We start from the raw sequence: 25827 nt of genomic DNA on the forward strand, positions 1-25827 counted from the left end.
GAGTACCGCGGAAGATGTGGCTACGACACGTGAAGCGACGCCAACCACCGGAGGTGCAACATGAAGTTGATCCAGGTTGCCCAGCGGGCGGTGGACCTCGACCGGGCATCGGCGTTCTACTCCCGGTTGCTGGGCAGTGCGCCGAGCGGGAGATTCGATCCGCCCGGCCTGCTCTTCTTCGATCTCGACGGCGTCAGGCTTCTCCTGGATCGCGGCGCTCCGTCGTCGCTGATCTACCTCGACGTCCCGGATCTCCGGCTCTCTGTTGAAGACCTACGCGCCTCGGGAACGAAGATTGTCCAGGAGCCACAATTGGTCTACAGCCATGTCGATGGAAGCCTCGGGCCAGTTGGAAGCGATGAGTGGATGGCCTTTATCAAGGACAGCGAGGGCAACACAGTCGGGCTGGTCGGCCGGCAGGCAAGCGGCAGCTAGGAAGCGGGGCCCCGGGAGCTGACAGCCGCCGTCGGGCAGGAAAAAGTTTGCCTGTAGATGGTCCCGGCGGGCGCTGTTAGCATGACGAAAAGGTAGCTGATCGTGCTGCCCCCAAACACCGAGGAGCCATGTAATGACCACGAACCTCAACCCCTACATCAGCTTTCGGGACAACGCCAAGGAGGCCATGGCCTTCTACCAGTCGGTCTTTGGAGGCGAGTTGACCCAAAGCACCTTCGCGGAGTTCCACGCGAGCGAAGACCCCGCCGAGAGCGACAAGATCATGCACTCGGCGCTCAAAACAGACAAGGGATTGCTGCTCATGGCCGCAGACACCCCCAATAGCATGGACTACAGCCCGGGAAACAACATCTCGGTGTCGCTCAGCGGCGACGACGAAGCAGAACTTCGCGGCTATTGGGACGGGCTGGTCGACGGCGGGACGGTCACCGTGCCGATGGAGAAGGCGCCGTGGGGAGACATCTTCGGGATGCTGACCGATAAGTTCGGCATTGCCTGGCTGGTCAACGTGTCGGGGGAGCAGCCTCAGTAAGCCAAGAACAGAAGCGCCCTCCGCCGCGCAATGCGGGACGGAGGGCGCTTTCTGTCTTATCGGGCTATCCGACCGGGTTGGTCGTCTGGCACGTCTGGTCTTGGGCAGTCTGGGCAACCACGTCATTGGGCTTAGGGGCCGGAAGCGTCGGCTTGTTGCCTGCGGCGAAATCTTGCCCGGCGTAGAGCTGGACTCCCTGGACGCTGGCGACCTGCTGCACGCTCGTCGCCGGCAACCCGAACATTGCGGCGACGTCCGCGGCAACGTCGGCAAAGCCCGCACCGTAGTAGACCATGGTCTGCGGCCGGGAGTCGGCTTGGATCCTGGCCAGCTTCGTGAAGCCTCCGGCGGAGAGAAGCGCTCCGATCTCCTGGCTTCTGCCGGTCACGCCCGTTCCATTGGCAACGGTGATCGGTTGAAGCGCCTTGTCGTATCCGGCCTTCGACGTTTCCGTGGAGGGAGCAGGGGACGCCGCGGCGCTTGGTGCGGGCTGGCTGAGGTCGGGGCTCTTGGTCAGGGCAGCAAAGAAGTTGCCCGCAGCCGGTTGGTCGAGGTCGAGCCGGTTGGGATCGGACGCGGCAGGGACATTGGGCACGGTGATGAAGTTGACCTTGGCCGGGTCAATGTTTTTCAGCCTGCCCGCAATGGTCAAGAGGGCCGGGACCGAGGCGAGACCGTTGTCGACCGTGAGGTTCTTGGTGACCGTATCGGCGATGCCCAGCATCTTTTGGGGGTTTCCGAGCGTGCCGTCAGCTTTGAGCTTCCGCACGAGGGAACCAAGGAACGATTGCTGGGCCTTGATCCGTCCGAGGTCTCCGCCGTCGGAAAATGCATGGCGGGTGCGCAGGAAGGCAAGTGCCTGGTCACCTTCCACCTGTGAGGTGCCCTTGGGTAAATGCAATCCGGAGTCAGGGTCGTTGACGGCGGTGCTCACACAGACGTCGACGCCGCCGACGGCTTTGGATAGTTCGGTCACGGCGTTGAAGTCGGCCATCATGAAGTGGTCAACTTCCAAACCCGTGAGCTTGTTGACGGTGTCAACAGCGCAGCCGATGCCTGCCTCGGCCATCGCGCTGTTGATCATCGCATTTTGCCGTTCGGGGTATTGCTTGCCGGTTTTGTTGTCAGTACAGGCCGGCACGTCGACCAACAAGTCGCGCGGGAAGCTGATCACGTTGACATGGTTGTTGTCCGCGGAAATATCCAGCAACATCATGACGTCCGATTGGCCGTAGCCTGAGGATTGGTCGGTGGTGCCGAACTGCCCGTTCTTACCGCTCCTGGTATCGGTACCCAGAACGAGGATTTGGAGACGGTCCTTGCTGTCGTCCACCGGTCCTTCCGTCCTGACGCCACCGGCACCGAGTGCGGACGATGAGATGTTGGACTGAAGGCGCCATACCCAGTACCCTCCAAACGCGATGACTGCGATCAGCAAGACGGCCACTGCGGCGCTGGTGATTTTGAACCAGCGGGGCGAACGGCGAAAGCTGAACCGCCGGCTGCGGGCAGCCAGTTTTCCCTGGCCCGGGTAGGCAACAGGGGGTGACTGACCCGGCTCCGGGCTGGGTGCATCGTGGCGAGTGACCAAAAGGGAACTACCTCTCCAGGGGAAATACGGACGGCCCTATTGTAGCCGGGGGCTCTGGGAAGCTTCCGTGAGGCCCGCGGCAGCAGGGCAGATGCCGCGCAATGATTCAATGGGAACATGACTCTGAGTTCACTTGCGGCGTTCGTCGGATTGTGCGTGATTTTGGCCCTCACACCGGGCCCCGACTCGTTCCTCGTCCTGAGGTACAGCCTGTCGAACGTCAAGGCCGGCCTCTCGGCGGGCCTCGGGTCCTCGCTCGGCAGCATCTTCTGGGCAGGGCTTGTCGGCATAGGATTGGCGGCCCTTCTGGAGCAGTCGGCCGAGGCATACAGGGTAGTGAAAATCATCGGTGGCCTGTATCTGTTTTACCTAGGGATCAGCGCCTTTATCCACAGCCGGCGAGGACAGCCAGCCCACCAGGAACAGGACTCTGTCGAGGCGGGCCCCAAACTGCGTTCGACTTTCCTGGCGGGACTTGTTTCGTGCATGCTGAACCCCAAAGTGGGCCTGTTTTTCCTCGCTGTGGTGCCCCAGTTCCTTCCTCCGGGGGAAGCGTCTCTTGGACTGACGATGTTGCTAGGAGTCATCGATTTCGTCATTTCGATGCTCTACCTCGGCGTCCTGTCCCTGGTGGCGACCAAAGCGGTTCTCTGGCTGAAGAGGCCATCTGTGACGAAAGCACTCGAACGGACGTCTGCCGCGATCCTCACGGCACTTGGCCTGGGGACTGCGGTTTCGGCAAACAGCTGAGCGGGGATGACGCGCGCCTTTGCGTCATCCCTTCTGATCATCGCGGCGTTTCTCGAGGGGCGCACCCGTTGCCGTCCAGTGCTTCCGCCGTCGGGCTCAATGCTCCGCGGCGACGGCCGGAACGCTGCGGTCACACGCCGTCAGGAGAACCATCGAGGCGCCGATTGCGACCAGGATCCACGCCAAAGTGTGGAAACCGGCGTCGGTGGCGGACGGCCCGAAGGCGATGCCGATGAGGCTGGAGGAGCCGATCGCGCCCAAGTACATTGACGTCCGCAGCAACCCGGAGGCCACCGCGATCTCCGCGGCAGTCGTTTGCAGGTACAGCGCCGCCTGATTCGCGAAACTGCTGAAACCGTTGGTCAGGCCCAGCAGCAAGGTCATTCCAATGAGCAGCCCGACGCCGGAGCTGTGGTTCACGAGCAGCATCACGCCTGCGGACAGCGTCAATGCGACGCCTGCAAGGATCAACGGCCAGCGGACCCACGCCCGGCTGGAGACGACCCGTGCCACGACAATGCTCAGCAGGCTTAACGGAATCAGAATCAGCCCCACCGCCGCGGGGTTGAGCCCCATACTTTGTTCCATCCACTGGCTGGTCCCGTACATCGAGGCATACGTGGCCAGGGCGGCCAGGATCGTACGCAGGTAGGTACGCTGCAGCGGTCCGTTCCTGCCCAGCATCCGGACGTCGATCAGTGGACTGCCCGCACGCCGCTCCCGCAACAGCAGCACCCCCGCGAGCACCACGGCCAGCACCGCAAGCCACCAGGCCGGCGTCGTGAGCGCCGAGAGGAACACCAGCAGCGAGACAATCGCACCGGCGAAGAGGGCGATCCCCGGCAGGTCCAGCATGGTGAGCAGGCTAACCAGGCCCTGTTTGCGCACCGGCGCGTCTTTCGCTACTCCAAGCAAAGTGAAGGTGAAGGCCAGCAGGGCCAACGGAATGTTGAGTGCGAAAAGGGCCCGCCAGCCGAGCGCGCCGGCCAGCACTCCGCCGAGCGGCAAGCCGACGACGGCGGTCACCTGGGCCGCGATCGAAAAGTTGCCCAAGACGCGGCCCGGTACGCCAATGCCGGACTCGTCGGCCCGCCGGCGGACCAGCGCCATCGCCGTCGGGTAGCACGCTGAGGTTCCGATGCCGATGAGTGCCCGCGAAATGAGCAGCACGCCCAGGTTGGGCGCCAGCACTCCGACGACTCCGGCCAGCAGAAGGATAGCGACGCCGGAAAGGAACACCCGCCTGGGCCCGAAGAGAACGGAGAGTTTCCCCATGGTCGGTTGGGCCACTGCGCTGCATAGATACAGGACGGAAATGAGCCCGGCGGTGGCGCCCGGACTCGACCGGAAGTCAGCCCCGATGCCCACCAGCGCGGTGGCCATCATCGAACTGTTGATCGGGTTCAGGGTGGAGCCAAGCAGCAGCGGTGCCGTGAACCTCCAGCCGAGCGGGTTTGACGGCGGGTTCCCGTGGCCTGCAGCCGGAGCGCCGGCCGCGTTCCGTGGGGGAGTCAGCCCTCGGCTGCCCGTGTCAGCTGAGGGGCTCGATGGTTGGGCGGCGTCCCGCGCGGTCACGACCGGGTGGCTTTGAGCACGTCCAGGATTTCCTGCGTCGTGCCGGTCTCGCCCAGCCGGGGAAAAATCGTGCTGACGGAGTTTTCGTGGGCGTTCATGGTCAAATCAGTCATCGCGTCGAGTGCGAGGGTGACGTTAAAGCCGGATTCGTGGGCGCTCCGCGCAGTGGATTCCACGCCAATGCTCGTGGCGACACCCGTCAGGACAACTTGCGTTACTCCGAGGTCTTCCAAGAGCGTGCCAAGACCGGTGTTGGTGAAGGCGCCCCAGGTCTTCTTCGTGACAAGGTGATCGCTCGGTTGCTGGTTCAGTTCGGGCAGGAGTTCGGCGAAATCGGCGGGGAACTCCCTTCCTGCAGTGCTGCCTTGATCTGTCCGGCCCGGCGCGCCGCCGGTGACGTTCACCAGTACCACGGGCAGTCCGTGGCTGCGGAAGGCGTCAGCCAGTGCAGCGGAGTTCCGCACGATTGGCTCAAGGGGATGAGCCTTCGGGGACGCAACGATTCCCCGCTGAAGGTCAACGATGATGAGGGCGGTCTGTGGGTCCAACGTGGTGATGGGCATGGGTATCACGGCTCCAGAAGGCGTTTGAGTAGGTGGATAGCGCCGGGCAAGCGTTCCTGCTCGTCCGGCGTGAGTTTGGACTGGATGGTGCGGTAGAGCCAATCAGCTTTGGCCGCCCGGCTGGCGCTGATGCTCCTCCGGGCTTCGGTTGTGAGGGACAAGATCCGCTGGCGGCCGTCTGCCGGATCAGGGCCGCTCTCAACGAGTCCTGCGCTGGAAAGGGCGGAAATGATGGCGCCCATGGACTGGGGACGCATTCCCTCTGCGCGGGCCAGCGCGGACAGGGTGGCCTGACCGTCACGATCCAAATGGATCAACACGGCCTTTTGCGCATTCGTCAGGTTGTCCACTTGGGTCGGGTTGTCCACTTGGGACTGCTCACGCAGCCGCCTGGTCAACTGGCCAATGAGGACACGAAGCTCCGCGGCAGCTTCGAGCATGCCCGTCGCGTCTGTATCCGGGTGGGGGTTCATAACAACGACGCTAGCAGTTAGTAAGGCAAACTGAAAAGGTTGCCTTACTATCCTGGTTTTGTGGGGCCTGGACTGGTTATGTGGGCTCGGCGATCTCCACAGCTTCGCCACTCACGACAATTCCGCCTTGCGGGGGAATGTCGACCATGAGGACACTCGGGCGGCCGACGTGGCTGCCTTGGTGCACAATCACTCGGGTTGGGGTCTCCACGAGCGAAAGCAGCCGGAGGTATGCGCCGAAAGCCGCGGCGGCTGAACCTGTCGCCGGATCTTCAGTGATGGTTCCCACGGGGAAAAGGTTGCGCGAGTCGAACTCGCCGCCAGCAATCTCGCAGAGCGTCGTGACGGTGCCGGCCCAGCCCTGGGCATCCATCAGCGCGCGCATGGCATCCGGGTTGAACACGTAGGAGTCGAAGGTGCTCCGTTCGGCGAAGACCAGGATGGGGTGCCAGTTTCCGGCGAAAGCGACCTTCGGAGGGTAGCCCGGGTGCAGTTCGCTTTGGCCCATGCCGAGCAATCCGAGCAGGGAATCCAGGACGCCGTCGGAGAACTCGGCAATTTGGGGTTCCACGCTCGTGAAGCTTGCCGTGACCTCAGTGCCGCGGCCCGCCGTCTCAATCACCACGGGCCCTACCTCGGTGTCGAATACAAAGGTTCCCGCACCGTCGCGTTCTGAGAGCGCGACAGCCAAAGCGATAGTCGCGTGGCCGCAAAACGGTACCTCGGCGATGGGGGAGAAGTACCGCACACGGTTCCGGCGGGCGTCCCCGTCAACGGCCATCTCGGTGACAAAGACCGTTTCCGCGTACCCGATGTCAGCCGCGATTGCCTGCATCCGTGAGTCGTCCAGGCCGCTTGCATCCAGGACCACTCCTGCCGGATTTCCTCCTTCGGGGGTATCGGTAAAGGCGGCATAGCGCAGCACATCCGGGGTCTGTTCCATCCGGATATCGTCGCACGGAACGCGGCGCCATGATCGAATTCAGCGTTCGACGGCGCTACCGGGCAAAGGGCGTAAAGGCTTGGGAGAATGTGGGCACGTAGCGTGGATCCAGAAGGGGTCCGCGGCCGTTGTTCGACGCGGTGAAACGACATGAGGTTGACGACAACGACCAACGTCTCAGTGGACGGCGTGATGCAGGGATTGGGCGGAGCCGACGAAGATCGCAGAGGCGGCTTTGAGCGCGGGGGATGGGCCATACCTCTTCTCGACGCCGAAACGGGTGACTATCTCAGCGAGGTCTACGGCGGTGCGTCCGGCGACCTCGCCACAGCAATCGCCGAGCTGAAGGCAGATCACGACGTCGAGCTGCTGGTCCCGGGCAGCGGCGTCCTGGTCCGATGGCTGCTCGCCAACGACCTCGTCGACCAACTCGATTTGCTCACCTATCCCGTGATCGTCGGCCAGGGCACTGGGGGAGGAGCCCCATGCTGGACCAGCGGAGCCCCGCCGGGAATTCCGTCTGGTGGGCAGCGTAACGCCACAACGAGCGCCTGCTATTTGCTTTTGAAGCTGAGCGTGTCCGCTCCAGCCGTCCAGGTCAGAGTGTCCTTCACGAACGACATTTCTATGGGGCGACTGAGGAATTGCGTGACCCATTGCTCCTGAGCAGAAGACTCGCCGGCGCAGCCCATTGCTCCAGCCGCGAGTTTGCCGAGTGTGAGGGTGTTCGCTGTGATGGTCGCCGGTCCACTGATCGGATTGCACGGGGTTTTCGCCGCGAACTGAAGCACCCCGTTGACGGAATACAGTTCCACTCTCAGCCCGCCTGCCGCCACCCAAGGCAGGGTGACGCCGTCGGATGTCCCCGAAATGCTGACGTATTGCGAACATGGGGCGGACGGCAGGAACGACGTGCACGGAACCACTGGAGGCGTGGAAACGGTCGGGGAAAGCGCTGGGACGTCCGGCCTTGTTTCGCCTACCGGGCCCGATGCACAAGAAGTCATTAACAGGACGAAAAATAGCAGGCGAAAAGTGTTTTGCCACCATCGTGAATGCTTCATCGAATCCCCCTGAAGATGGAAGCTGATCGGAGCGTATACGTGGTCGGCGGCTTTGTCACTGGGCTTCGTTCGCCGGTTTGGTTGCCACTGCGCCCCGGGGAGAAGCGGGGGTCTGGCAGGACCGATTTCGGCACCTGTGTGTCCGTCGGAAGAAGCGAATGTATTCGTAGAAACGGGCGAACGGTCTTTCGCTACTTTACATAATGTAGATTATCGGCGTTAAAACCACGAGAGTGGGAGTAGCTGTGAGAACCCGTTCCATTGTCGATTGCCAACCGTCCAGCCGCTCGGCGAGCTCAGCGAAACGGACAAATGGGCTCCTACTAGAACTAGTAGCCCATCGCCTCAATTTGTGACGCAGAAGCTTTGAAAACCCGGAAACCGGTCGAGGAGCAGCTCCCCGGAAAACAGCCGACGCCCCTCAAAACGTCCACATTTCCACGCCCTGCCATTGTCAACGGCATCTTCGTCGCCAACAATGAAGCATGCCGGTCTACGTGAGGTCTCTGGAAACTGCCGTACCGCCCACAGTGCTTGTGCAACCACAGGCGCGCGACGTTTTTGCATCTCAACCCGGCCTGACACGGCTTGGATCCCGGCTGGTGCGAACCTGTTTTGATTCAGCAGCAATCGATACCCGATTCACCGCCGTCGCCGAATTGTCCCTTGATAACCACTCCGAGAATCCCTCGTTCTTCGACCCCGCCACGGGCCGTGTACTTAGCCCCAGCACCAAAGTCCGCAACGAAATCTTTGCCGTCGAAGCCACCAAATTGTTCATCGAGGCCGCCAAGGCCGCCGTCGGGAAATGTCCCGATATCGATTTACTTGACATAACCCATGTCATCACTGTTTCCTGTACCGGATTTTTCAATCCCGGCCCCGACTACAAAGTAGTCCGGGCCCTCGGACTCAGCCCGGCGGTACAGCGCTATCACCTCGGCTTCATGGGTTGCTACGCCGCGTTCCCCGCCCTCCGCGCAGCCCGGCAGTTCTGCCAGGCCGACCCCTCTGCCGTTGTCCTCGTCATCTGCGTGGAGCTTTGCTCGCTCCACGTCCGGACCTCAAACGATCCGGACACCATCATGGGCTCGGCGATCTTTGCGGACGGCGCGGCAGCCGCCGTCGTGACTTCCCGCGAACCCGAAGGGCCGGACCCGGTGATCAGGCTCGATCACTTCGAGACTGTCCTGACGCCAGTCGGCGAAGAAGCCATGGCCTGGAACATCGGAGACGAAGGATTCGAAATGGTTCTCGGCACGTACGTGCCCCACATCATCGAGGAACACATCACAGGCGCGCTCGAACCGCTGCTTGCCCGGGACCCCTCCCTGGCCGGACTCCCCTACCGGGACATTACACATTGGGCCATCCATCCCGGCGGCCGCAGCATCCTCGACAAAGTCGAATCGAAGCTTGAACTCACCGAAGAGCAGATGATTCCCGCCCGCGACGTCCTTCGCGACTACGGCAACATGAGCAGCGCCACTGTGCTCTTCGTCTTGAAACACATCCTGGGACAAACTCCGGCAGAGCGGGAGGAACGCATCTGTTCCATGGCATTCGGCCCCGGCCTCACGGTGGAGACGGGACTGTTCACCAGGGTTTCCCCGACTCTGTGATGCCGGGTTTCTGATGCTCGCCCACCCCCGCACTGGCGGCTTTCTCGGCGAACGGGATGTGACCGCGGTGGAAGACATGGACCGTCCCGATTGCGAGCTTGACCGGCTCAACCGGAGTTACGCGCGGTTTCCGATCGTCAACGCCGTAGTTTCCGGCTGGCGGGCCACCTACAGCTCACGGATCAAGCCTTTGCTCACGACGGCGGTGCCCACCACGGTCCTTGACATCGGCTGCGGCGGTGGAGACGTCGCCCGTAACCTCGCTCGTCGTGCCGCGGCGGACGGCTATCAGCTGGAAATCACCGGAATCGACCCGGACGAGCGCGCCTTCCAGTTCGCCAACTCCGCTCCGCCGGTGGAGGGCGTGAGCTACCGGAAGGCCCTCAGCTCGGAGCTCGTGTCAGAAGGTCGCACATTCGACGTCGTTATTTCCAACCATGTCCTGCACCACCTGACCACCCCGGAACTCGCCGCCTTCCTTCACGATTCCGAACAGCTTAGCGGCCGGATCGCCCTGCACAACGACCTCAAACGCAGCCGCATGGCCTACGCACTTTTCTGGGCAGGATCCTGGCCCCTCGGCATCGGTTCCTACATCCACGGCGACGGCCTCACGTCCATCAGGCGCAGCTACACGGCAACGGAACTCCAGGCCGCCACTCCCCCGGCCTGGACGGTTGAACCGAGCGGCTTGTGGCACAACCTGCTGGTCTACCGGCCCGGCGAGGTCCATGATGTTTGACGTCGTGGTGGTTGGAGCCGGACCTGTCGGGCTATATATGGCAGCCCTGCTGCTGCAAAACGGGCACCGCGTCGCGGTTCTCGAAAGGCGCGCGACGTCGGGCCGCCAGACGCGCGCCATAGGAATCCATCCTCCCGCCCTGGCGGCCTTGGACGCAGTAGGTGCCGCACATCCCTTGGTCTCTTCCGGGGTCCGCATCACCCACGGTGCGGCTTACAGCGGTGGCAGGAAAGTTGCCGACATGGACTTCGCCCGCCCCTCCGCCGAGTACCCCTTCATCCTTTCCGTTCCGCAATACCTCACCACCCACGCCCTCGAGTCCAGGGTGATCGACCTCGATCCGGGAGCCCTCCACCGCGGGGTGCAGGTTGAGGAAGTCGTCGACGACGGCGGACACCTGCGTCTGCGGGGACAGCAATCGGGGGCTCCGGTGGAATTTCTAGGCCGCTTCGTAGTGGCCGCCGACGGTGTCCATTCCGCCGTCCGTGAGGGACTGGGTTTGGAGCCGCGTCTCCGCACCTATCCCGACTACTACGTCATGGGCGATTTCCGGGATGAATCGACGTACGGCGACAACGCCGTCCTCTTCCTTGAGCCCGGAGGAATCGTGGAGTCCTTCCCCCTGCCCGACGGCATCCGCCGGTGGGTGGTCCGGCTTGGCGCGCCGTGCCAGGAACCCACTCCCCATGCGCTCGCCGCACTTATCAAGAAGCGGACCGGCAGCGCGGTGGATTCCGCAAGCAATACGATGATCAGCGCGTTCGGCGTCACCTCCCGGATGGTCTCCCGCATGATCCACGGACGGGTCGCCCTGATTGGAGACGCCGCCCATGAGATCAGCCCGATCGGCGGCCAAGGGATGAACCTGGGCTGGTTGGACGCCGTTGCCTTGGCGCCGATCATCAGCGAAGCATTGCGAACATCCGCGGGAGGCCCTGCCACCAAGGAACTCGCTGGATTCGAGCGGGACCGGCACCGTGCAGCGAAGAAAGCCATCTGGCAGGCCAGCCTCAACATGGCGCTGGGCCGCCCCTTGCCCCCGAAGGTCCTCAACGCAAGGAACGCGGTGATCGGCCGAGCCATCACCTTGCCGATGTTCTCGGAGCTTGTTGCCCGTAGATTCACGATGCATTGACACTAAGCTCAATCCATGGACTTTGAGACCCGCCCTCTGGCTGCCGGCCCGGACACCACGTTTACTGCCTCGGAAATCCGCAGCGCAGTCCAGGACTTGCTCGGCCTCGAAGGCCTCCCGCCCATCGTGCAGGTCGGCCATCCCGTGCTGCGCCAGCGCGCCGCGCCCTATGACGGCCAGCTCGACGACACCGAACTGGCGCAACTGGTCGAGCGGATGCGGGATGTCATGCACGCCGCTCCCGGTGTGGGCCTCGCCGCACCGCAGCTCGGCATCCCCTTGCAGCTGGCCGTGCTCGAAGACCATTTCGATGTTGACCCTGTGGCCTCGGAGATCCGCCAAAGGACACCGCTGGGCTTCTTCGCGATACTGAACCCCGGCTACGAACCCGAGGGGACTGCAACGGCGTCGTTCTACGAAGGCTGTTTGTCGATGCGCGGATTCCAGGCCGTGGTCACACGGCACCGCGATGTCCGCGTGCATTATCAGCGTCCCGACGGCAGTGCAGCCTCGGCTGGATTCTCCGGATGGCAGGCCCGGATAGTCCAGCACGAGACCGACCACCTGCAAGGCGGACTCTATGTGGACCGCGCCGAGCTGCGGTCCCTGGCGAACGATGCAGAATACTCAGCACATTGGGCGTACCCCGGTATCGACGAGGCACGCCGCGGGCTTGGTTTCCTCAATCCGTAGCTGAGCCGGCCTCGCGGGGCCGGTTTGCTGCTGAAGGCAGGTGCCTTGCCCACCACGCGAGGATCTGCTCGAAACGCCGTCGCCTGTGGTGTGGCGTGCCCGAGCGCGATAGTTCGTGATCTTCGCCCGGGAAGAGGAGCAACGCCGTCTCCACGCCTTGCGCCTTGAGGGCGGCAAAGTAGCGCTGGCCCTGTTCAACCGGGCATCGGAGATCGTTTTCGCTGTGGACTACCAGCGTGGGTGTCCGGACTGCGGTCACCACGGCCATGGGGCTTTGGGCCGCCATCTGTTCCAGCGAGCCGCCCGTGTATTGGCCACCGAAGAACCATCCAATATCCGATGATCCGGCAAAGCTGACGGGGTCAAGGAATCCGCGCTCCACGATGGCTGCCTTGAAGCGGTGTTCGTGGCCGATGACCCAGGCCGTCAGGTATCCGCCGTAGGACCCGCCCATGATGCCGATCGATTCCTTGTCCATCGCGGGGAAGGCTTCCACGGCACCATCCAGGAAGGTGAGTACATCCGCCATGTCCACGGTGCCCATCTTTTCCTTGATGGCCCCGCCGTGCGCCTGGCCGTACCCGGCGGAACCACGCGGGTTGCACATCAGCACGGCGTATCCCGCCTCGGCGTAAACCTGGGCTTCGTCGAAGAAGGCTCCCGTGTACTGCGCGAAAGGGCCGCCGTGGATGGTGAGCAGCACGGGGTGCGGGCCTGGCCCCTCCGGCAGGACCGCCCAGCCATGGACCGGGTAGCCGTCAGGGCCGGTGGCTGTGAACTCGTGCGGTTCAAGAATGGTTGCTTTGCCTCGGAGCGCCCTGGCGAAATCGGTGAGCACCCGGAATTCACCGTTCTCCAGAACGCCGAGCTCACCGTTGCTGAACGCGTCACCGCAAGAGACAGACACGATGTCTCGCACCGCGGAAGCGCCGATCACCACCCGGGGCCCCTCGACGAGGACCTCGGTCCCGCCGTCGGCCGTCCAGCGGATCAGTTGCACGTTCCCACGAGTCGTGTTGAGCGCCAGCACCCCATCCGCTCCGACGGTTTCGAGGGGGCCGCCAACGTCCTGGTTTTCGACATCGCTCAGCATCGTCGCCTTGCCACCCCGGACCGGCATGACATATAGCGCTGTGTTCCTCGCGACGAAATCCAGGCCGTCATCGCCGAGGTCCTGTGCCGTAAAGAACAGCCATTCGCCGTCCACGGACTCGCAGACTTCCAGGACGGACTGCGGTGCAGCGTCCGGACGCAGCGCGGTGATGTCCCCTCCCGCGGCGGGGACACGATAGATACCCGAGGCGAGATCGGCGTCGTGGCCTTCGTGAAGCGAGGCGACGAAGTAAACGCTCTCGCCGTTGCGGCTGAACGACGGCGAGGTGTGGTCGACGTCGCCGGAGGTCAACTGCATGGCCCGCGGCACCAGCCTCGCGGCCTCTGGCCCGAGGGCTTTAGCGGCCCTCCCGGCGGGGGCCACCGGCGGTTCCGCTCCGGGCTCGGGAACGTCGACGACGAACAGTTGCGCGGGCTTGTCGGCGGTGTAACCCAGTCCATTGAGCCTGTATTGGTTGTCGGTGATCAATCGGGGGTCTTCGCTGCCCGGCCCGACGCCGTCAACCGTTCCGTAACGGCCTTCCTCGGGAACCCGCGAAGAGAAAACAATCCTGTGAGAATCGGGTGCCCAGGAAAAGTCCGAGACACCCAGTTTCTGCTCAGTGATCGCTTGCGGTTCCCCGCCGTCGGCCTCCACCACGTGCAGTTGCGGCTTGCCGTCCGGCGTCGCCCTGAGGAATGCCAATACCGTACCGTCGGGCGAGAATGCCGGTGCGGTGTCCCGGAACCCACGGGTTATCCGACGGGGCGGGATCGCAGGGTCAAAAGGAACGCTCCAAAGCTGCCCGACGTACGCATCAGCATCGAAATCGGGCCGCGTTACGGACACAACGGCGCGGGTCCCATCGGGATGGGCGGCGGGAGCAGAGACGGAATTCAGCAGCGGGAGTTGTTCGGCTTTCACGCTGGTGAGCCTAGCGGCCGCCACGGCGTGACGATATCTGCCACTCCGGCCGCCGTAGGATTGTCCCTATGCTTTCCGACGCCGTCCCTTCCCTGCGCTGCCCGGTCTGCAGGGGTCCTTTTGGACTAAGCGGGGCGGCGCCGCTTTCCCTGGTTTGCGTCGCCGGCCACAGTTTCGACGCCGCCAAACAAGGCTATTTCAACCTGCTCACGGGAAAGGGCACCGTCTTCGAGGCGGACACGGCAGAGATGGTCGCGGCCCGCGACGATTTCCTGGGCGCGGGCCACTACGCTCCGCTCGCCGAAGCCATCGCGGAGGAGGCGGCTCCGGTCCTGTCGGTGCCGGGCTCCCTGGTCCTCGATTCGGGGACAGGCACCGGCCACTACCTGCGGACAGTGCTGGAACGCACTCCTGCGGCAGCCATTGGCATCGATATCTCGAAGTTCGCCCTCCGCCGGGCCGCACGGCTGAATCCCGGCGCCGTCAATCTGGTGTGGGATATCTGGCGACCACTGCCCATCGCCGACCACTCCGTGGATGCCATCATCGTGGTCTTCGCGCCGCGGAACCCCCCGGAATTCGCCCGCGTCCTGCGTCCAGGCGGCCGGGTGATCGTGGTGACTCCGCGCAACGGACACCTTGGGGAGATTGCGGAACGCACCGGAATGCTCAACATTGAGCCGGGAAAAGAAGAACGACTTACCGAGTCCATGCAGGAGTTCTTCACTCTCGCGGACACCATTCACCTCGACGTGGACCTCAAGCTCGGTGGGCGGGACATCGCCGATGTCGCCTTCATGGGACCGGCGGGTCATCACCTGGAACGCGCCGCCCTTCTGGCGTCAACGGCCTCGGAAACGTCCGTTCAAGCCACCGCGAAGTTCACCCTCAGCGTTTTCACAGCGCCGTAGCAAGGCGCCTAACGGGAACCTTCGCGCCGGGCTAGGATGGAAAAATAGCGACTGTGATCTTGCCGACGCTGCAGTCCGGATCAGGCCGGCTGCCGCCGCAAGTCCGGAAACAGGGGGAACGATGTTTGAATGGCTTGGCAGCAACTGGTGGGCCCTCTGGCTCACGGTGTTTCTCGCTTTCGCCGTGGTGGAGATGCTGACGCTCAGCTTCTTCTTCATCATGCTCGGGGCCGGCGCGCTGGCTGCACTCGTCGCTGACCTTGCCGGAGCCGATCTGTGGTTGCAGATTGTGGTCCTCTGCATCGTGTCCCTGCTGATGATCGCGTTCGTCCGTCCTATCGCACTCAAGCATCTGCACAAAGGGCCCGCCGAGCAACGCACCAACGTGGACCGCTTGATCGGCCAATCGGCGCTCGTCATGGAGCCCGTCAGCGCGACGGCGGGACTCGTCAAAATCGGTGGCGATGTGTGGAGCGCCCGCAGCGCGGCGGAAATCATCGACGCCGGCCAGACCGTGCAGGTCACCAGGATTGATGGCGCGACGGCGGTAGTCGCCCCGACAGCGGAAAACAGCCCGCACTAGCAGCGTCCCGCCATGGCTTATGCCACGACGTTCGACGACGAGCGTTCGGCGACTGGCGACCGGCATTTTGCCGCACACATACCGCATCAAAAACGTAACTGGGGAATGAAGGAGATGTATGGACAGCTTGGGAGGAACTGCAGCCGCGATCGTGCTGCTAGTTCTCGTCATATTCGTGATTATCGTTTTGGTCCGCTCGATCAGGATCATCCCGCAAGCGCGCGCCGGCGTCGTGGAACGCCTTGGTAAATACCAGCGCACGCTCAACCCCGGGCTCACCATCCTGATCCCGTTTGTCGACCGCTTGCTGCCGCTGTTGGATCTTCGCGAACAAGTGGTTTCCTTCCCGCCGCAGCCGGTGATTACCGAAGACAACCTGGTTGTATCGATCGACACCGTGGTCTATTTCCAGGTCACGGATCCCCGGGCAGCGACCTACGAGATCGCCAACTACATCCAGGCTGTTGAACAGCTGACCACCACGACGCTCCGTAACGTCGTGGGCGGCTTGAATCTTGAAGAAGCACTCACTTCGCGCGACCAGATCAACGGCCAGTTGCGCGGGGTCCTGGACGAAGCCACGGGACGCTGGGGAATCCGCGTTTCCCGCGTGGAGCTCAAGGCAATCGACCCGCCGCACTCCATTCAGGACTCAATGGAGAAGCAGATGCGGGCCGAGCGCGACCGGCGTGCTGCGATTCTGACGGCCGAAGGCACCAAGCAATCGGCGATCCTCACGGCCGAAGGCCAGCGGCAAGCGGCAATCCTGGCTGCAGAGGGTGACGCGAAGGCAGCCATCCTCCGCGCAGATGGCGAAGCGCAGGCCATTCAGAAGGTCTTCGACGCCATCCATAAGGGCAACCCGGATCAAAAGCTGCTTGCCTACCAGTACCTCCAGACCTTGCCGAAGATTGCGGAGGGCTCATCCAACAAGCTGTGGATCATCCCGAGCGAGGTCGGTGAGGCCCTCAAGGGCATCGGCGGAGCGCTCGGTGGCGCCAACGGTGGATCCGGTGTCGCTGACCTGTTCAGCGATTCCAAACAAGAACCCTCCGCGTAACTACCGACAGTTTGAACGGGGACCGGCCACAATCTCTCTGGCCGGTCCTCTTCGCTTTGTCCTGTCAGCTTCGATCCGCGTATAATGGTGTATTTGTCCGGCCGGTTCAATCCGAACGGAACATTAACGCTTGGTCAGGCGTTTCATCTAGTGATGCAACGTGTGCAGACAGTAGTCCGGGCGACGCCTCGCGGCGTCCGGCTAGCGCGGAGCATGGTTCCGCGAACAGACAGAGGGAGTAATCATGAGCGATCGCAGCCTGCGGGGCATGCGTCTTGGCGCCCAGAGCATGGAAACCGAATCCGGCGTGGAGCCGGCGCCGCGTCAGAGGGTTGAATACCGCTGCGCGGACGGAGAGCAGGTCTTCGTTACCTTCTCCTCCGAAGCCGAGATCCCTCCTGTCTGGGTTTCCAAGACCGGCAAGGAAGCGCTCCTGGTTGATGGTGAACGCCCCGTTGACACCAACGAGAAGGCCGTCCGCACCCACTGGGACATGCTGCTGGAACGTCGCAGCCTTCCCGAGCTCGAGCAGATCCTCGAAGACCGCCTGAACATCCTGCGCGAACGTCGCGGGGAACGCCGCTCGGCATAACGCCGCAATTCCCAAAGGGCGCCGTTCCTCAGCGGACAGTTGCCGAGGGAACAGTTTCACGATAAAAGTCCGGGTCCGCACTCTTCAGAGTGCGGACCCGGACTTTTCCGTTGCATTTAGTGCATCTTCGTGGCTTCCGGTGGTTGGGTGGCCCATTCGGTCTCGGTGGCCCGCATCCAGGGATATGGCAGGAGTTCGGCTAGACCGACAGTTCCAACCTCTCCCCCGGCATCAACCAGGACCGTTGCCCCGGCTCCGTAGTTCCGCAGCAGCTCCCGGCAGACGCCACAAGGATTCGTGACCTGCGGTTCTCCGTGTTCGTCCATGCTGACTGCGACGGAGGACTCGATGGAGGCTTCCTGCGCAATGCGGGCATTGGCGAGGGCGCTGGATTCGGCACACACGTTGATTCGTTTGGAACCGATGTGAAGACCCAGATAGATCGCCCCTGACGCGCCCCGCATCGCGGCAGCGACACGATGGTTCTCGCTGTGATGAGCCGTGAGGAGCAGTTGGCGGGCCGCGGTGTAGAGCTCTACGTCGGACTGACTGAGGTCAAACGAGATCACGTTCCTAGCTTCCAATGAAGATGCCGCTCTTCCTGCGTGCCAGCAGGTAGAAGACAATGCTCAGCACGGACAGCACCGCGACGTAAACCGGGAAGATCCACGATGCATTCATGGACTGGAGCCAGACCAGGAGATAGGAAGCCGTACCACCGAAGACGGCCACACCAATCCCGTAACCAAGGGAAGTTCCGGCGCCTCGGCATGATTTGGGCATCAGGGAACTGGTGACGACGTTGTACAGGGTCATGTTCAGGACAAGGACAACCGAGCCGCCCAGGAGGACCGCGGCGAACCCGCCGATGCCCGGACGGACGTACATCAGCATCAGGAAGACCGACGGAATCGACAGTGCGCGGGTGATCAGGAACCACTTCGAAATCGACTTGCCGTCTGCGAACTTGCCGACTACCAGGCTGCCGACAACCAGCACGGCTCCAAGAATGGTGGTGAGGGCGAAGACAGCGGTGGCGTCTTCTTTGAAGCCGCTGCGGGCCGCAGTGGGCAGGCCGGTGTTCCAGGCGTAGTTGTAGGCTTGCGCTGCTCCAACCACGAAGGTTATGGCCAGCACGCTCAGCCAATGCTTGCGCACGCCGCCCCAAACAGCTCTGGAGGAGTTCTCCGCGAGCTCCTCGGGCCGCATGGTTTCCGGAAGAGTGCGCCGAAGGTAGACCACGATGAAGCCGAAGATCGCTCCCACGATGAAGGGAACACGCCAGCCCCAGTCGGCCATGACAGCCCCGCTCAGCATCAGGCTGCACAGGTAGCTGACCAGCGAGGCGAGGAGAATGCCGGAGTTGACGAAGAAGGAGATGATGCCCGCGACGAACCCCTCGCGTCCCACGGGAACCAGTTCGACGGCGTGCGCGGTGGAAAGCGGAGCTTCAACACCGGTGGAGATGCCCTGCACGATGCGGCAGACCAAGAGGATGACGCCGGCGGCGCCGCCGATCTGCTGGTACGTCGGACACAGGGCGATGATCAGCGTGGTGATTGCCATCATCATGATGGACCAGAGCATCACTTTTCGACGGCCGATTCTGTCGGCGAAAGTACCGAGCAGGACGCCGCCCAAGGGACGGAAGGCGAACCCGACGGCGAAGACGGCCAGGGCGTTAAGCGTTGCGGCGGTGGGGTCCTGCGACGGGAAGAACTTTGGCCCGATGAAGGCCGACAGGAGTCCGAAGACCATCCAGTCGTACCACTCAAGGGTGTTCCCGAGTCCGAGGCCCAGCAGCCCACGGCGGATTTCCGGAGAGAGCCGGGATTTCCGGGCGCTTTCCGGGCCATTCTTGACGACAGTGTCAGTCATGATTCTTTCCTTCCTCCGCACCTTCGCGGTGCGTGAGGGTACGGATCACCGTTGACATCCAGGGGGAATGGACGGTGATCGAAACTATCATTTTGGCTTGGTCCGGCAAGGCCGAACCAGCTCACCTCATGGGAAGCGAGTTAGCCCAGATAGCTACGCGTGCCTCTTCGTAGCGCTTTGAAGCAAACGGGGACACCCAGTCCCGTAAGAGGGAGTGTGGATGGCTTGCCTGGGTGCCGCAGGATCAGAAAGGGAAACACGAGGGTGGACGTGGGGCCGGGCTGGGCCTTCCGCCAGAAGGCTGAAGCGCCAACGTCTCTGATCGTGTTGCAAACTTCCCCAAGTGATGCGACTCACTTAACTATATTGAAGATATTCACCAGGTCAATGCTTTTTGGTAAATAGCCTTCGTTGCCCCGCGTGTATTGAAGAGTCTGCCGCGGCAGCGGCGTCAGTGAACCCGGAGAACGAGAAAATTTCACCAAACCATTGATTCGCTAAAATTTTTCACTATAGTTATGTGAGTCAGCTCACCGAGAGAAAGCTGGATCATGACCAACGAGATCATCACGGCATCCTCACCTGCCGGCACGAGCGCGCTTCTGGCAACTGTCGGCAACAAGGTCCGCACGATGCGCAAGGACAAGGGGATGACCCTGTCCAAACTCTCGGAAATCACCGGTCTCAGCCCGGCGATCGTCAGCCAGATCGAACGCGGGCTGGCCAACCCATCATTCACCACCTTGGCGCAGCTGGCGCACGGTCTGGACATTCCTGTGGGGAAGTTCTTCCTCGGCCAGGAAGAAACCAGGTCGCCGGTTGTCCGCAAGTCCGAGCGGCGAAACCTCAAAGGCGTCACCAAGAAGTCCGTGGGAGAGGCAGTCTATGAACTCTTGACCCCGGACCTCAATGGCGCCTTGGAGGCCCAATGGATCGTGAGTCCGCCAGGCCACGACACCAGCGCCACCCCTTTCCGCCACAGCGGCGAGGAGTTCGGCATCATCTTGTCGGGAAAGAAAGACATCTTCCTCGACGGCGAGTGCTACACGCTTGAGGCGGGCGATTCGATCACCTTCTCCTCGGATACGCCTCACTGGTACAAAAACAGCTACGAAGAGGTATGCGTAGCTATCTGGGTCAACGCCCCTCACGTATGGTGACCAGCCGGCGCTAGCCGCCGCTCGCTCCCATACACGTACGGACCCTTGGACGTCCGTTCGCAAACATCTCAATCTTCCGTGTCCAGGTCCCCCGGGACCTCTACTCGGCATGCCCTCCGCCAGGCCTGGTCTGCTGCGTACATCGCCGCGGGCTCCTCCTGAGCACCCCGTCTATACCCCGGCAACCGTTCCAACGGAATGCCCGCCGGGAAGTAAGGATCCTCCACCATGAACTCCTTTGCCACCACATCGTCACTGGAACTCAGTACGACGACGGCGGACCTCACCGCACCCGTCATCTCCCGCTCCAACGTCCTCGTGGTCGGCGGTGGGCCCGCCGGCGTGGCCGCCGCAGTCACCGCAGCACGGTCCGGCGCATCCGTCACGCTCCTGGAGCGCTACTCCTCGCTCGGTGGACTTGCCTCCGGAGGCATGGTCCTGGTGCTCGACGACATGATCAACGGCCAGGAAATCACGGTGACCGGCATCGTTTCGGAGTACGTGGAACGGCTGCAGAAACTCGGCCTGGCTATCGTCCCGCCTGCCGATGACCGCAAGACCTCCGAGGAACTCTGGAACAAGTGGGGCCGCTACGGCACCTTCGACTTCCACTCCCACACCAACCCCAAGCCGATTTGCTACGCCGCAGCCTTCGATCCGGACGGCTGGAAGCGCGTCTCCAACGACCTTGTCCGCGAAGCCGGAGTCAACCTCCGCCTGCACTCGTGGTTCTCCCGCCCGATCGTGGACAACGGCGTGATCAAGGGCGTCATCTGCGAGACCAAGTCCGGCCCGCAGGCGTTCATGGCGGACATCGTCATCGACACGACCGGTGACATCGACGTCGCCTCCCGTGCCGGCGCCAGCCACATCAAGGACAGCTATCTCACCACCCTCGTCTTCCGCCTGGGCAACGTGGACACGGCCGCCGCAGAAGCTTTCGAGCAGGCCAACCCGAAGGAGGCCCGTGCCATCAACCGCACCATCAAGCGCCTCCTTGGCGGCGCTTGGGAACTGTGGTGGCTCAAGACGCCCATCGACGGCGTCGTCTGGTGCAACGCTCCCCACATGACCGGGTACGACGGCGTGGATCCGGCGGACATGACCGCCGCAGAGTTTGCCGCGCGCGACCGTATCACCGAGGCCGTGGAGTACGTCCGTGCCCACCTGCCCGGCTTCGAGAACTGCTACATGCTGGACGTCGCCTCCCAAATGGGCGTACGGCAGACCCGCCTGCTCGAGGGCGAATACGTCATGACCAAGGACGATGTCACCTCCCGCCGCCACTTCGCGGACACCGTGGCCCGCGGCCGCGATTACTACTACCCGTACCGCTCGCTGCTTCCCAAGGAAGTGGACCAACTCCTCGTCGCCGGCCGCCACTACTCCGCCACCCCGGAAGCGCAGAAGATGTCCCGCGAGATCCCGCCCTGCATGGCCATGGGCCAGGCAGTCGGCGTCGCCGCGGCTCTCGCGGTCGAAAACGGCACCCTCGTCCGCGACGTTTCCGCGCTGGACATACAGCAGGGCATGCGCCGGCACGGTGCGGACCCGGGCGACATCCCGTCGTCGAACGCTACACTCGACAGCGAAGCGGTGGTGGGGGCATGAGCACCGACACGCTTCTCGATGAGTTTGAGGAAACCACGACGGCGGCGCCCGCCGGCGCCGCCAAGTCCAACGGCATCCCGCTTCCGCTCGAAGGCATCAAGATCGTGGACTTCACCCAAGTGTTCATGGGACCGTCCTGCACCCAGCTCCTGGGCGACTACGGCGCGGACATCATCAAGGTGGAACGTCCGGGCGCCGGCGACATTTCGCGCAATTCGTTCCCGGACAAGGACGGCCAGGACAACCCCATCTTCCTGTCCATCAACCGGAACAAGCGCAGCGTTTCCGTGGATACCCGCACCGACGAGGGCAAAGCCGTCCTCCGCCGGGTCATGGCCGACGCCGACGTCGTCGTCAGCAATTTCCGTTCCGGCGTGATGGAGCGGATGGGCTTCGGCTACGAGGAACTCAAGGCGGAGAACCCCGGAATCATCTGGGCCTCCGGCACGGGCTTCGGCCCGGTGGGACCCTACTCGCACAAGGGCGGCCAGGATGCGATCGCACAGGCGTACTCCGGCGTGATGTGGCGGCGCGAGTCGGACGACCAGAAGCCGGCCATCTACCCCACCACGTTGTGCGACTACATCACGGGCATGCACCTCATGCAGGGCATCCTGCTGGCACTACGCACCCGGGAGGCGTCCGGCGTCGGGCAAAAAGTCGAGGTGACGATGTACGACTCCATGCTCCACCTGCAGATGCAGGAGGCGTGCATGCAGCTCAACCGCGGCTACGAAGTCAATTGGGGCGCCATGCCGCTGAGCGGTGTCTTCGAAACCACCGACGGCGCCGTCTGCATGGTGGGCGGCTTCACGCCTGATCCGCTCGCTCGGATTTCCGAAGCGCTGGGCCTGGACGAGGACCTCACCCAGCGGCCGGAGTTCGCCAACCTGGAGCAGCAGTTCAAGCACAAGCCGGCCTTGCAGGCGATCTTCCGGGAGCGGATAGCCACGAACACTACCGAGTACTGGACCAACCAACTGGAAAGCCAAGGCCTGCTCAACGCGCCTGTCCACACCCTGGAACAAGCACTGGCCGATGCCCAGACGGAGGCCAACGGCATGATCGTGGAAGCCGAGCACCCGGGCGTTGGCACCGTGAAGATGCTCAACGCCCCCATTCGCTTGTCTGCTACCCCGCCTTCCGTCCGGCGCGTGGCGCCGCGGCTCGGTGAGCACAATGTGGAGGTCCTCCTGGAGAACGGCTTCGACGCTGAAACCATCGAGCGCCTGCAGAAGTTGGGAGTGCTCCGGTGACCGTGTCGATGGAAGAGACGACGATCGTCGACCAGGTCACGCTGACCATCGAGAACCACGTGGCCACGGTGGTCATCGACCGCCAGCACGTGCTCAACGCCGTCGACGGGACTGCACAAGCCCGGCTCAACGAGATCTGGAGCCAGATCGAAGCCGATCCTGACGTGCGCGCCGTCGTCATCACCGGGGCCGGCACGCGGGCGTTTTGCGTCGGGGCGGACATGTCCGCCTCTGCCGTGGACAAGACCGGCCTGCAGTATTGGGCGGAGCTTGACCCCAACGGTTTCGGCGGACTGAGCCTGCGCACGAGCCTGGACATTCCGGTGATTGCCCGGGTGAACGGCTATGCGCTGGGCGGCGGCATGGAGATGGTGCTCGGCGCCGACATTGTGGTCGCCGCGGACTCGGCCCGCTTCGGCCTCACCGAACCGCGGGTCGGGCGCTTGGCGCTCGACGGCGGCATCCACCAATTGGTGCGCCGCGTCCCCTACACGCAAGCGATGGGCATGCTCCTCACGGGCCGCAAGGCCGAGGCCGCGGAAATGCAATCGATGGGCCTGGTCAACGAAGTGGTCCCCGCGGAGGAGCTCGACGCCGCGGTGCAGCGCTGGGTGGACCAGATCCTCGCCTGCGCGCCCAGCTCCGTCCGGGCCGTCAAGCAAATGGTCAGCAGGACGAGCCACTTGAGCGCGGCGGAAGCCCGCGGCCTCAGGCTGCCGGCACTCATGGCCGCACTCGACAGTGAAGACTCCGCCGAAGGCGTGCTCGCCTTCCAGGAAAAACGCCCGCCTGTGTGGCCGGGCCGCTGAATGCAGCATGAACAGATGCAAGACACCGAACTTCAGCACGAACGGAAGGACAAACCAATGCGGGAAGCACTAGCACCCGGAGTGTGGGGCGTCGTCGCCACTCCATTCCAGGGCAGCACCCTCGATCTGGACACCGACAGCCTGGCCCGGTTGGTGGAGCACTATGAATCCATCGGCGCGACAGGGCTGACTGTCCTGGGTGTCTTCGGCGAGGCGGCCGCCCTGACCGCAGCGGAGCGCAGCCTGGCGCTGGAAGTGGTGGTCGAAGAAACCCGATTGCCCCTCGTGGTGGGTGTGACCTCGCTCTTCACGGGCACGGCAGTCGAAGAAATCCGCGCCGCCCAGGCCGTGGCTGGCGACCGGCTCGCAGCCGTCATGGTGCAGGCCAATTCGGCCCGGCCGGAAGTTGTGATCGCGCACCTGAACGCCATCCACCAGTCCACCGGGGCCAAGGTCGTCCTGCAGGACTACCCAGTGGCCAGCGGCGTCAGCATCAGCACCGAAGCACTCATTTACGTGGTCCAGGCGTGCAAGTTTGTTGTCGCGGTCAAGGCCGAGGCCCCGCCGACCAGTGTGGCCATCGCTCAACTGTCGGCCGCCGTCGACGTCTCGGTGTTCGGCGGGCTGGGAGGTCAAGGGCTGCTGGACGAGCTGGTGGCCGGCGCCGCCGGCGCCATGACGGGGTTCTCCTACCCGGAAGCCCTCGTTGCCTGCGTCCGCGCGTGGCAATCGGGCGGTTACGACGATGCCCGGGACGCGCTGCTCCCGTACTTGCCGCTCATCAACTTCGAGCAGCAGGCCCGGATCGCATTGGCGGTCCGGAAGGAGTGCTTCCGTGAGCGGGGCTTCATCAAGGACTCCGGCGTCCGGCCGCCGGCGACTCCTTTCCCGGAGGTCCTCAGGAACGGAATGCTGACGCATCTGGCTGAAGCGGCCCACGCTTTGGATCTCTCCCTTACCCCCGCCGAGCACACAGCAGGAAGGCTCTAATGGATTTCGGAATCAGCGGCAAGACCGCCTTCGTCGCCGCCTCCACAGGAGGGCTGGGACTGTCCGTCGCCCGCGGGCTCGCGGCCGAAGGCGTCCGGGTTGCCATCACCGGCCGCCGCGGCGAGCTGGCCGAGAAGATCGCAGCAGAGCTGCAGGCTGACGGCCACAGCGCCGTGGCTGTCGAGGCCGACCTGAGCACAGCGGACGGAGTGACCGCCGCCGTCGAACGCGCAGTGGAACTACTCGGTCCCATCGACATCCTTGTCCTCAACGGCCCCGGTCCCAAGCCGGGGGCGGCCGCGAGCCTTGGCGCCGACGACATCACCGCCGCGTTCGAGCTGCTCGTGAAGCCGCACCACGCGCTTGTCTCGAAGATCCTGCCGGGGATGCGGGAGCGGCGCTGGGGACGGATCCTTGCCATCGGATCCAGCGGCGTTGTGGCACCCCTGCCCAACCTTGCCGTCTCCAACACGGGCCGCGCAGCATTGGCGGGCTACCTCAAAACCCTTGCGGCGGAAGTGGCTCTCGACGCCGTCACGGTCAACATGATCTTGCCGGGACGCATCGCCACCGATCGCGTCGCCGAACTGGACCGGGCGGCGGCCAAGCGCCGCGGCACCACGCCCGAGGAAATCCAACTCGAATCCCGCAAGACCATTCCGGCCAGACGCTACGGCGAACCGGAGGAGTTCGGCGCCGCCGCTTCTTTCCTCTGCAGCGCCCCCGCTTCCTACATCACCGGCGTCGCGCTTCGCTGCGACGGGGGCCTGATCCGGACCCTCTAGGTCCGGCCGTCCTCCCGAACAGCCCCAACACCCAAT

28 protein-coding genes are annotated in these 25827 nt (G+C 63.5%); 18 read left to right on the plus strand and 10 right to left on the minus strand.

All coding sequences use genetic code 11. The features are described 5' to 3' along the window. Positions 1–60 precede the first annotated feature (60 nt). Both QRN51_RS05895 and QRN51_RS05900 read left to right on the plus strand, forming a co-directional pair. Positions 61–435 (plus strand): VOC family protein, encoded by a 375-nt coding sequence (locus QRN51_RS05895; RefSeq protein ID WP_284989029.1) that lies wholly within the window; start codon positions 61–63, stop codon positions 433–435. A gap of 133 nt (positions 436–568) precedes the next feature. Beyond that, a complete protein-coding gene (locus QRN51_RS05900) occupies positions 569–988 on the plus strand; it encodes a VOC family protein (protein ID WP_284989030.1) in 420 nt (139 codons plus the stop codon). A 64-nt stretch (positions 989–1052) separates the two neighbouring features. Here QRN51_RS05900 and QRN51_RS05905 read toward each other — a convergent pair whose 3' ends face one another. Next, positions 1053–2579: an LCP family protein gene (locus QRN51_RS05905; RefSeq protein ID WP_370872076.1), complete on the minus strand. Its 1527-nt coding sequence runs from the start codon at positions 2577–2579 to the stop codon at positions 1053–1055. A gap of 117 nt (positions 2580–2696) precedes the next feature. Between QRN51_RS05905 and QRN51_RS05910 the strand changes: the two genes are divergently transcribed. Further along, complete coding sequence (locus QRN51_RS05910; RefSeq protein WP_284989031.1) at positions 2697–3329, plus strand: LysE family translocator; 633 nt, start codon at positions 2697–2699, stop codon at positions 3327–3329. 96 nt (positions 3330–3425) lie between these two features. Here the strand turns inward: QRN51_RS05910 and QRN51_RS05915 are convergent, their stop codons facing one another. The 5 genes from QRN51_RS05915 to QRN51_RS05935 all read right to left on the minus strand — a co-directional run bounded on the left by QRN51_RS05915 (position 3426) and on the right by QRN51_RS05935 (position 7312). Continuing rightward, a complete protein-coding gene (locus QRN51_RS05915; RefSeq protein ID WP_284989032.1) occupies positions 3426–4904 on the minus strand; it encodes an MFS transporter in 1479 nt (492 codons plus the stop codon). Next, the gene (locus QRN51_RS05920) at positions 4901–5467 is read right to left on the minus strand and encodes a cysteine hydrolase family protein (protein ID WP_059389994.1); all 567 of its coding nucleotides are present in this window, start codon (positions 5465–5467) and stop codon (positions 4901–4903) included. Before QRN51_RS05920 ends, QRN51_RS05915 begins: the two co-directional genes overlap by 4 nt. Before the next feature lie 5 nt (positions 5468–5472). Then, entirely contained in the window at positions 5473–5940 is a 468-nt protein-coding gene (locus QRN51_RS05925; RefSeq protein WP_284989035.1) for a MarR family winged helix-turn-helix transcriptional regulator, read from the minus strand. A gap of 76 nt (positions 5941–6016) precedes the next feature. Beyond that, on the minus strand, positions 6017–6883 hold the full coding sequence (locus QRN51_RS05930; protein ID WP_284989037.1) for a PhzF family phenazine biosynthesis protein: 867 nt from the start codon (positions 6881–6883) through the stop codon (positions 6017–6019). A 177-nt stretch (positions 6884–7060) separates the two neighbouring features. Then, positions 7061–7312, minus strand: a complete 252-nt coding sequence (locus QRN51_RS05935; protein ID WP_284989249.1) for a hypothetical protein — start codon at positions 7310–7312, stop codon at positions 7061–7063. On the opposite strand from QRN51_RS05935, the gene QRN51_RS05940 reads away from it, so the two are divergent. Further along, a complete protein-coding gene (locus QRN51_RS05940; protein ID WP_284989243.1) occupies positions 7253–7549 on the plus strand; it encodes a dihydrofolate reductase family protein in 297 nt (98 codons plus the stop codon). The genes QRN51_RS05935 and QRN51_RS05940 overlap by 60 nt on opposite strands. Here QRN51_RS05940 and QRN51_RS05945 read toward each other — a convergent pair. Next, the gene (locus QRN51_RS05945; RefSeq protein ID WP_059389990.1) at positions 7438–7698 is read right to left on the minus strand and encodes an META domain-containing protein; all 261 of its coding nucleotides are present in this window, start codon (positions 7696–7698) and stop codon (positions 7438–7440) included. The genes QRN51_RS05940 and QRN51_RS05945 overlap by 112 nt on opposite strands. Positions 7699–8432: 734 nt before the next feature. On the opposite strand from QRN51_RS05945, the gene QRN51_RS05950 reads away from it, so the two are divergent. From QRN51_RS05950 to QRN51_RS05965, 4 genes are read left to right on the plus strand one after another with little or no spacing between them, the layout of a single operon-like run. Then, complete coding sequence (locus QRN51_RS05950) at positions 8433–9569, plus strand: type III polyketide synthase (RefSeq protein WP_284989038.1); 1137 nt, start codon at positions 8433–8435, stop codon at positions 9567–9569. A 13-nt stretch (positions 9570–9582) separates the two neighbouring features. Next, the gene (locus tag QRN51_RS05955) at positions 9583–10311 is read left to right on the plus strand and encodes a class I SAM-dependent methyltransferase (protein ID WP_284989039.1); all 729 of its coding nucleotides are present in this window, start codon (positions 9583–9585) and stop codon (positions 10309–10311) included. Then, on the plus strand, positions 10301–11446 hold the full coding sequence (locus tag QRN51_RS05960; RefSeq protein ID WP_332602208.1) for an FAD-dependent oxidoreductase: 1146 nt from the start codon (positions 10301–10303) through the stop codon (positions 11444–11446). The genes QRN51_RS05955 and QRN51_RS05960 overlap by 11 nt, the downstream gene beginning before the upstream one ends. A 15-nt stretch (positions 11447–11461) precedes the next feature. Further along, positions 11462–12139: a peptide deformylase gene (locus tag QRN51_RS05965; protein ID WP_284989040.1), complete on the plus strand. Its 678-nt coding sequence runs from the start codon at positions 11462–11464 to the stop codon at positions 12137–12139. Here the strand turns inward: QRN51_RS05965 and QRN51_RS05970 are convergent. After that, entirely contained in the window at positions 12129–14156 is a 2028-nt protein-coding gene (locus tag QRN51_RS05970; protein ID WP_284989041.1) for a S9 family peptidase, read from the minus strand. The genes QRN51_RS05965 and QRN51_RS05970 overlap by 11 nt on opposite strands. Before the next feature lie 68 nt (positions 14157–14224). Here QRN51_RS05970 and QRN51_RS05975 point away from each other — a divergent pair, with 68 nt between their 5' ends. The 4 genes from QRN51_RS05975 to QRN51_RS05990 all read left to right on the plus strand — a co-directional run bounded on the left by QRN51_RS05975 (position 14225) and on the right by QRN51_RS05990 (position 17302). Next, positions 14225–15067: a methyltransferase domain-containing protein gene (locus QRN51_RS05975; RefSeq protein ID WP_059389986.1), complete on the plus strand. Its 843-nt coding sequence runs from the start codon at positions 14225–14227 to the stop codon at positions 15065–15067. A 121-nt stretch (positions 15068–15188) separates the two neighbouring features. Next, positions 15189–15650 (plus strand): NfeD family protein, encoded by a 462-nt coding sequence (locus tag QRN51_RS05980; RefSeq protein ID WP_059389985.1) that lies wholly within the window; start codon positions 15189–15191, stop codon positions 15648–15650. A gap of 118 nt (positions 15651–15768) precedes the next feature. Then, entirely contained in the window at positions 15769–16710 is a 942-nt protein-coding gene (locus tag QRN51_RS05985; RefSeq protein ID WP_059389984.1) for an SPFH domain-containing protein, read from the plus strand. Between the two features lie 244 nt (positions 16711–16954). Next, positions 16955–17302: an RNA polymerase-binding protein RbpA gene (locus tag QRN51_RS05990; protein WP_059389983.1), complete on the plus strand. Its 348-nt coding sequence runs from the start codon at positions 16955–16957 to the stop codon at positions 17300–17302. Between the two features lie 116 nt (positions 17303–17418). Here the strand turns inward: QRN51_RS05990 and QRN51_RS05995 are convergent, their stop codons facing one another. Next, positions 17419–17871, minus strand: coding sequence for a cytidine/deoxycytidylate deaminase family protein (locus QRN51_RS05995; protein WP_059389982.1), 453 nt, complete (start codon positions 17869–17871; stop codon positions 17419–17421). A gap of 4 nt (positions 17872–17875) precedes the next feature. Then, complete coding sequence (locus QRN51_RS06000; protein ID WP_284989045.1) at positions 17876–19180, minus strand: MFS transporter; 1305 nt, start codon at positions 19178–19180, stop codon at positions 17876–17878. 551 nt (positions 19181–19731) lie between these two features. Between QRN51_RS06000 and QRN51_RS06005 the strand changes: the two genes are divergently transcribed. From QRN51_RS06005 to QRN51_RS06030, 6 genes are all read left to right on the plus strand, one after another. Then, a complete protein-coding gene (locus tag QRN51_RS06005; protein ID WP_059389980.1) occupies positions 19732–20340 on the plus strand; it encodes a helix-turn-helix domain-containing protein in 609 nt (202 codons plus the stop codon). Positions 20341–20568: 228 nt separating this feature from the next. Then, the gene (locus tag QRN51_RS06010) at positions 20569–21951 is read left to right on the plus strand and encodes an FAD-dependent oxidoreductase (protein WP_284989047.1); all 1383 of its coding nucleotides are present in this window, start codon (positions 20569–20571) and stop codon (positions 21949–21951) included. Next, the gene (locus QRN51_RS06015; RefSeq protein ID WP_284989049.1) at positions 21948–23207 is read left to right on the plus strand and encodes a CaiB/BaiF CoA transferase family protein; all 1260 of its coding nucleotides are present in this window, start codon (positions 21948–21950) and stop codon (positions 23205–23207) included. Before QRN51_RS06010 ends, QRN51_RS06015 begins: the two co-directional genes overlap by 4 nt. Positions 23208–23215: 8 nt before the next feature. Next, positions 23216–24016, plus strand: coding sequence for an enoyl-CoA hydratase-related protein (locus QRN51_RS06020; RefSeq protein WP_502870850.1), 801 nt, complete (start codon positions 23216–23218; stop codon positions 24014–24016). Positions 24017–24073: 57 nt separating this feature from the next. After that, positions 24074–25006 carry a dihydrodipicolinate synthase family protein gene (locus QRN51_RS06025; RefSeq protein ID WP_284989051.1) on the plus strand — a complete coding sequence of 311 codons (933 nt, stop codon included), beginning with the start codon at positions 24074–24076 and terminating at the stop codon, positions 25004–25006. Next, the gene (locus tag QRN51_RS06030; protein WP_284989052.1) at positions 25006–25791 is read left to right on the plus strand and encodes an SDR family oxidoreductase; all 786 of its coding nucleotides are present in this window, start codon (positions 25006–25008) and stop codon (positions 25789–25791) included. Before QRN51_RS06025 ends, QRN51_RS06030 begins: the two co-directional genes overlap by 1 nt. Positions 25792–25827 lie beyond the last annotated feature (36 nt).

This window comes from Arthrobacter sp. efr-133-TYG-120 (assembly GCF_030209785.1).
Lineage (GTDB): Bacteria > Actinomycetota > Actinomycetes > Actinomycetales > Micrococcaceae > Arthrobacter.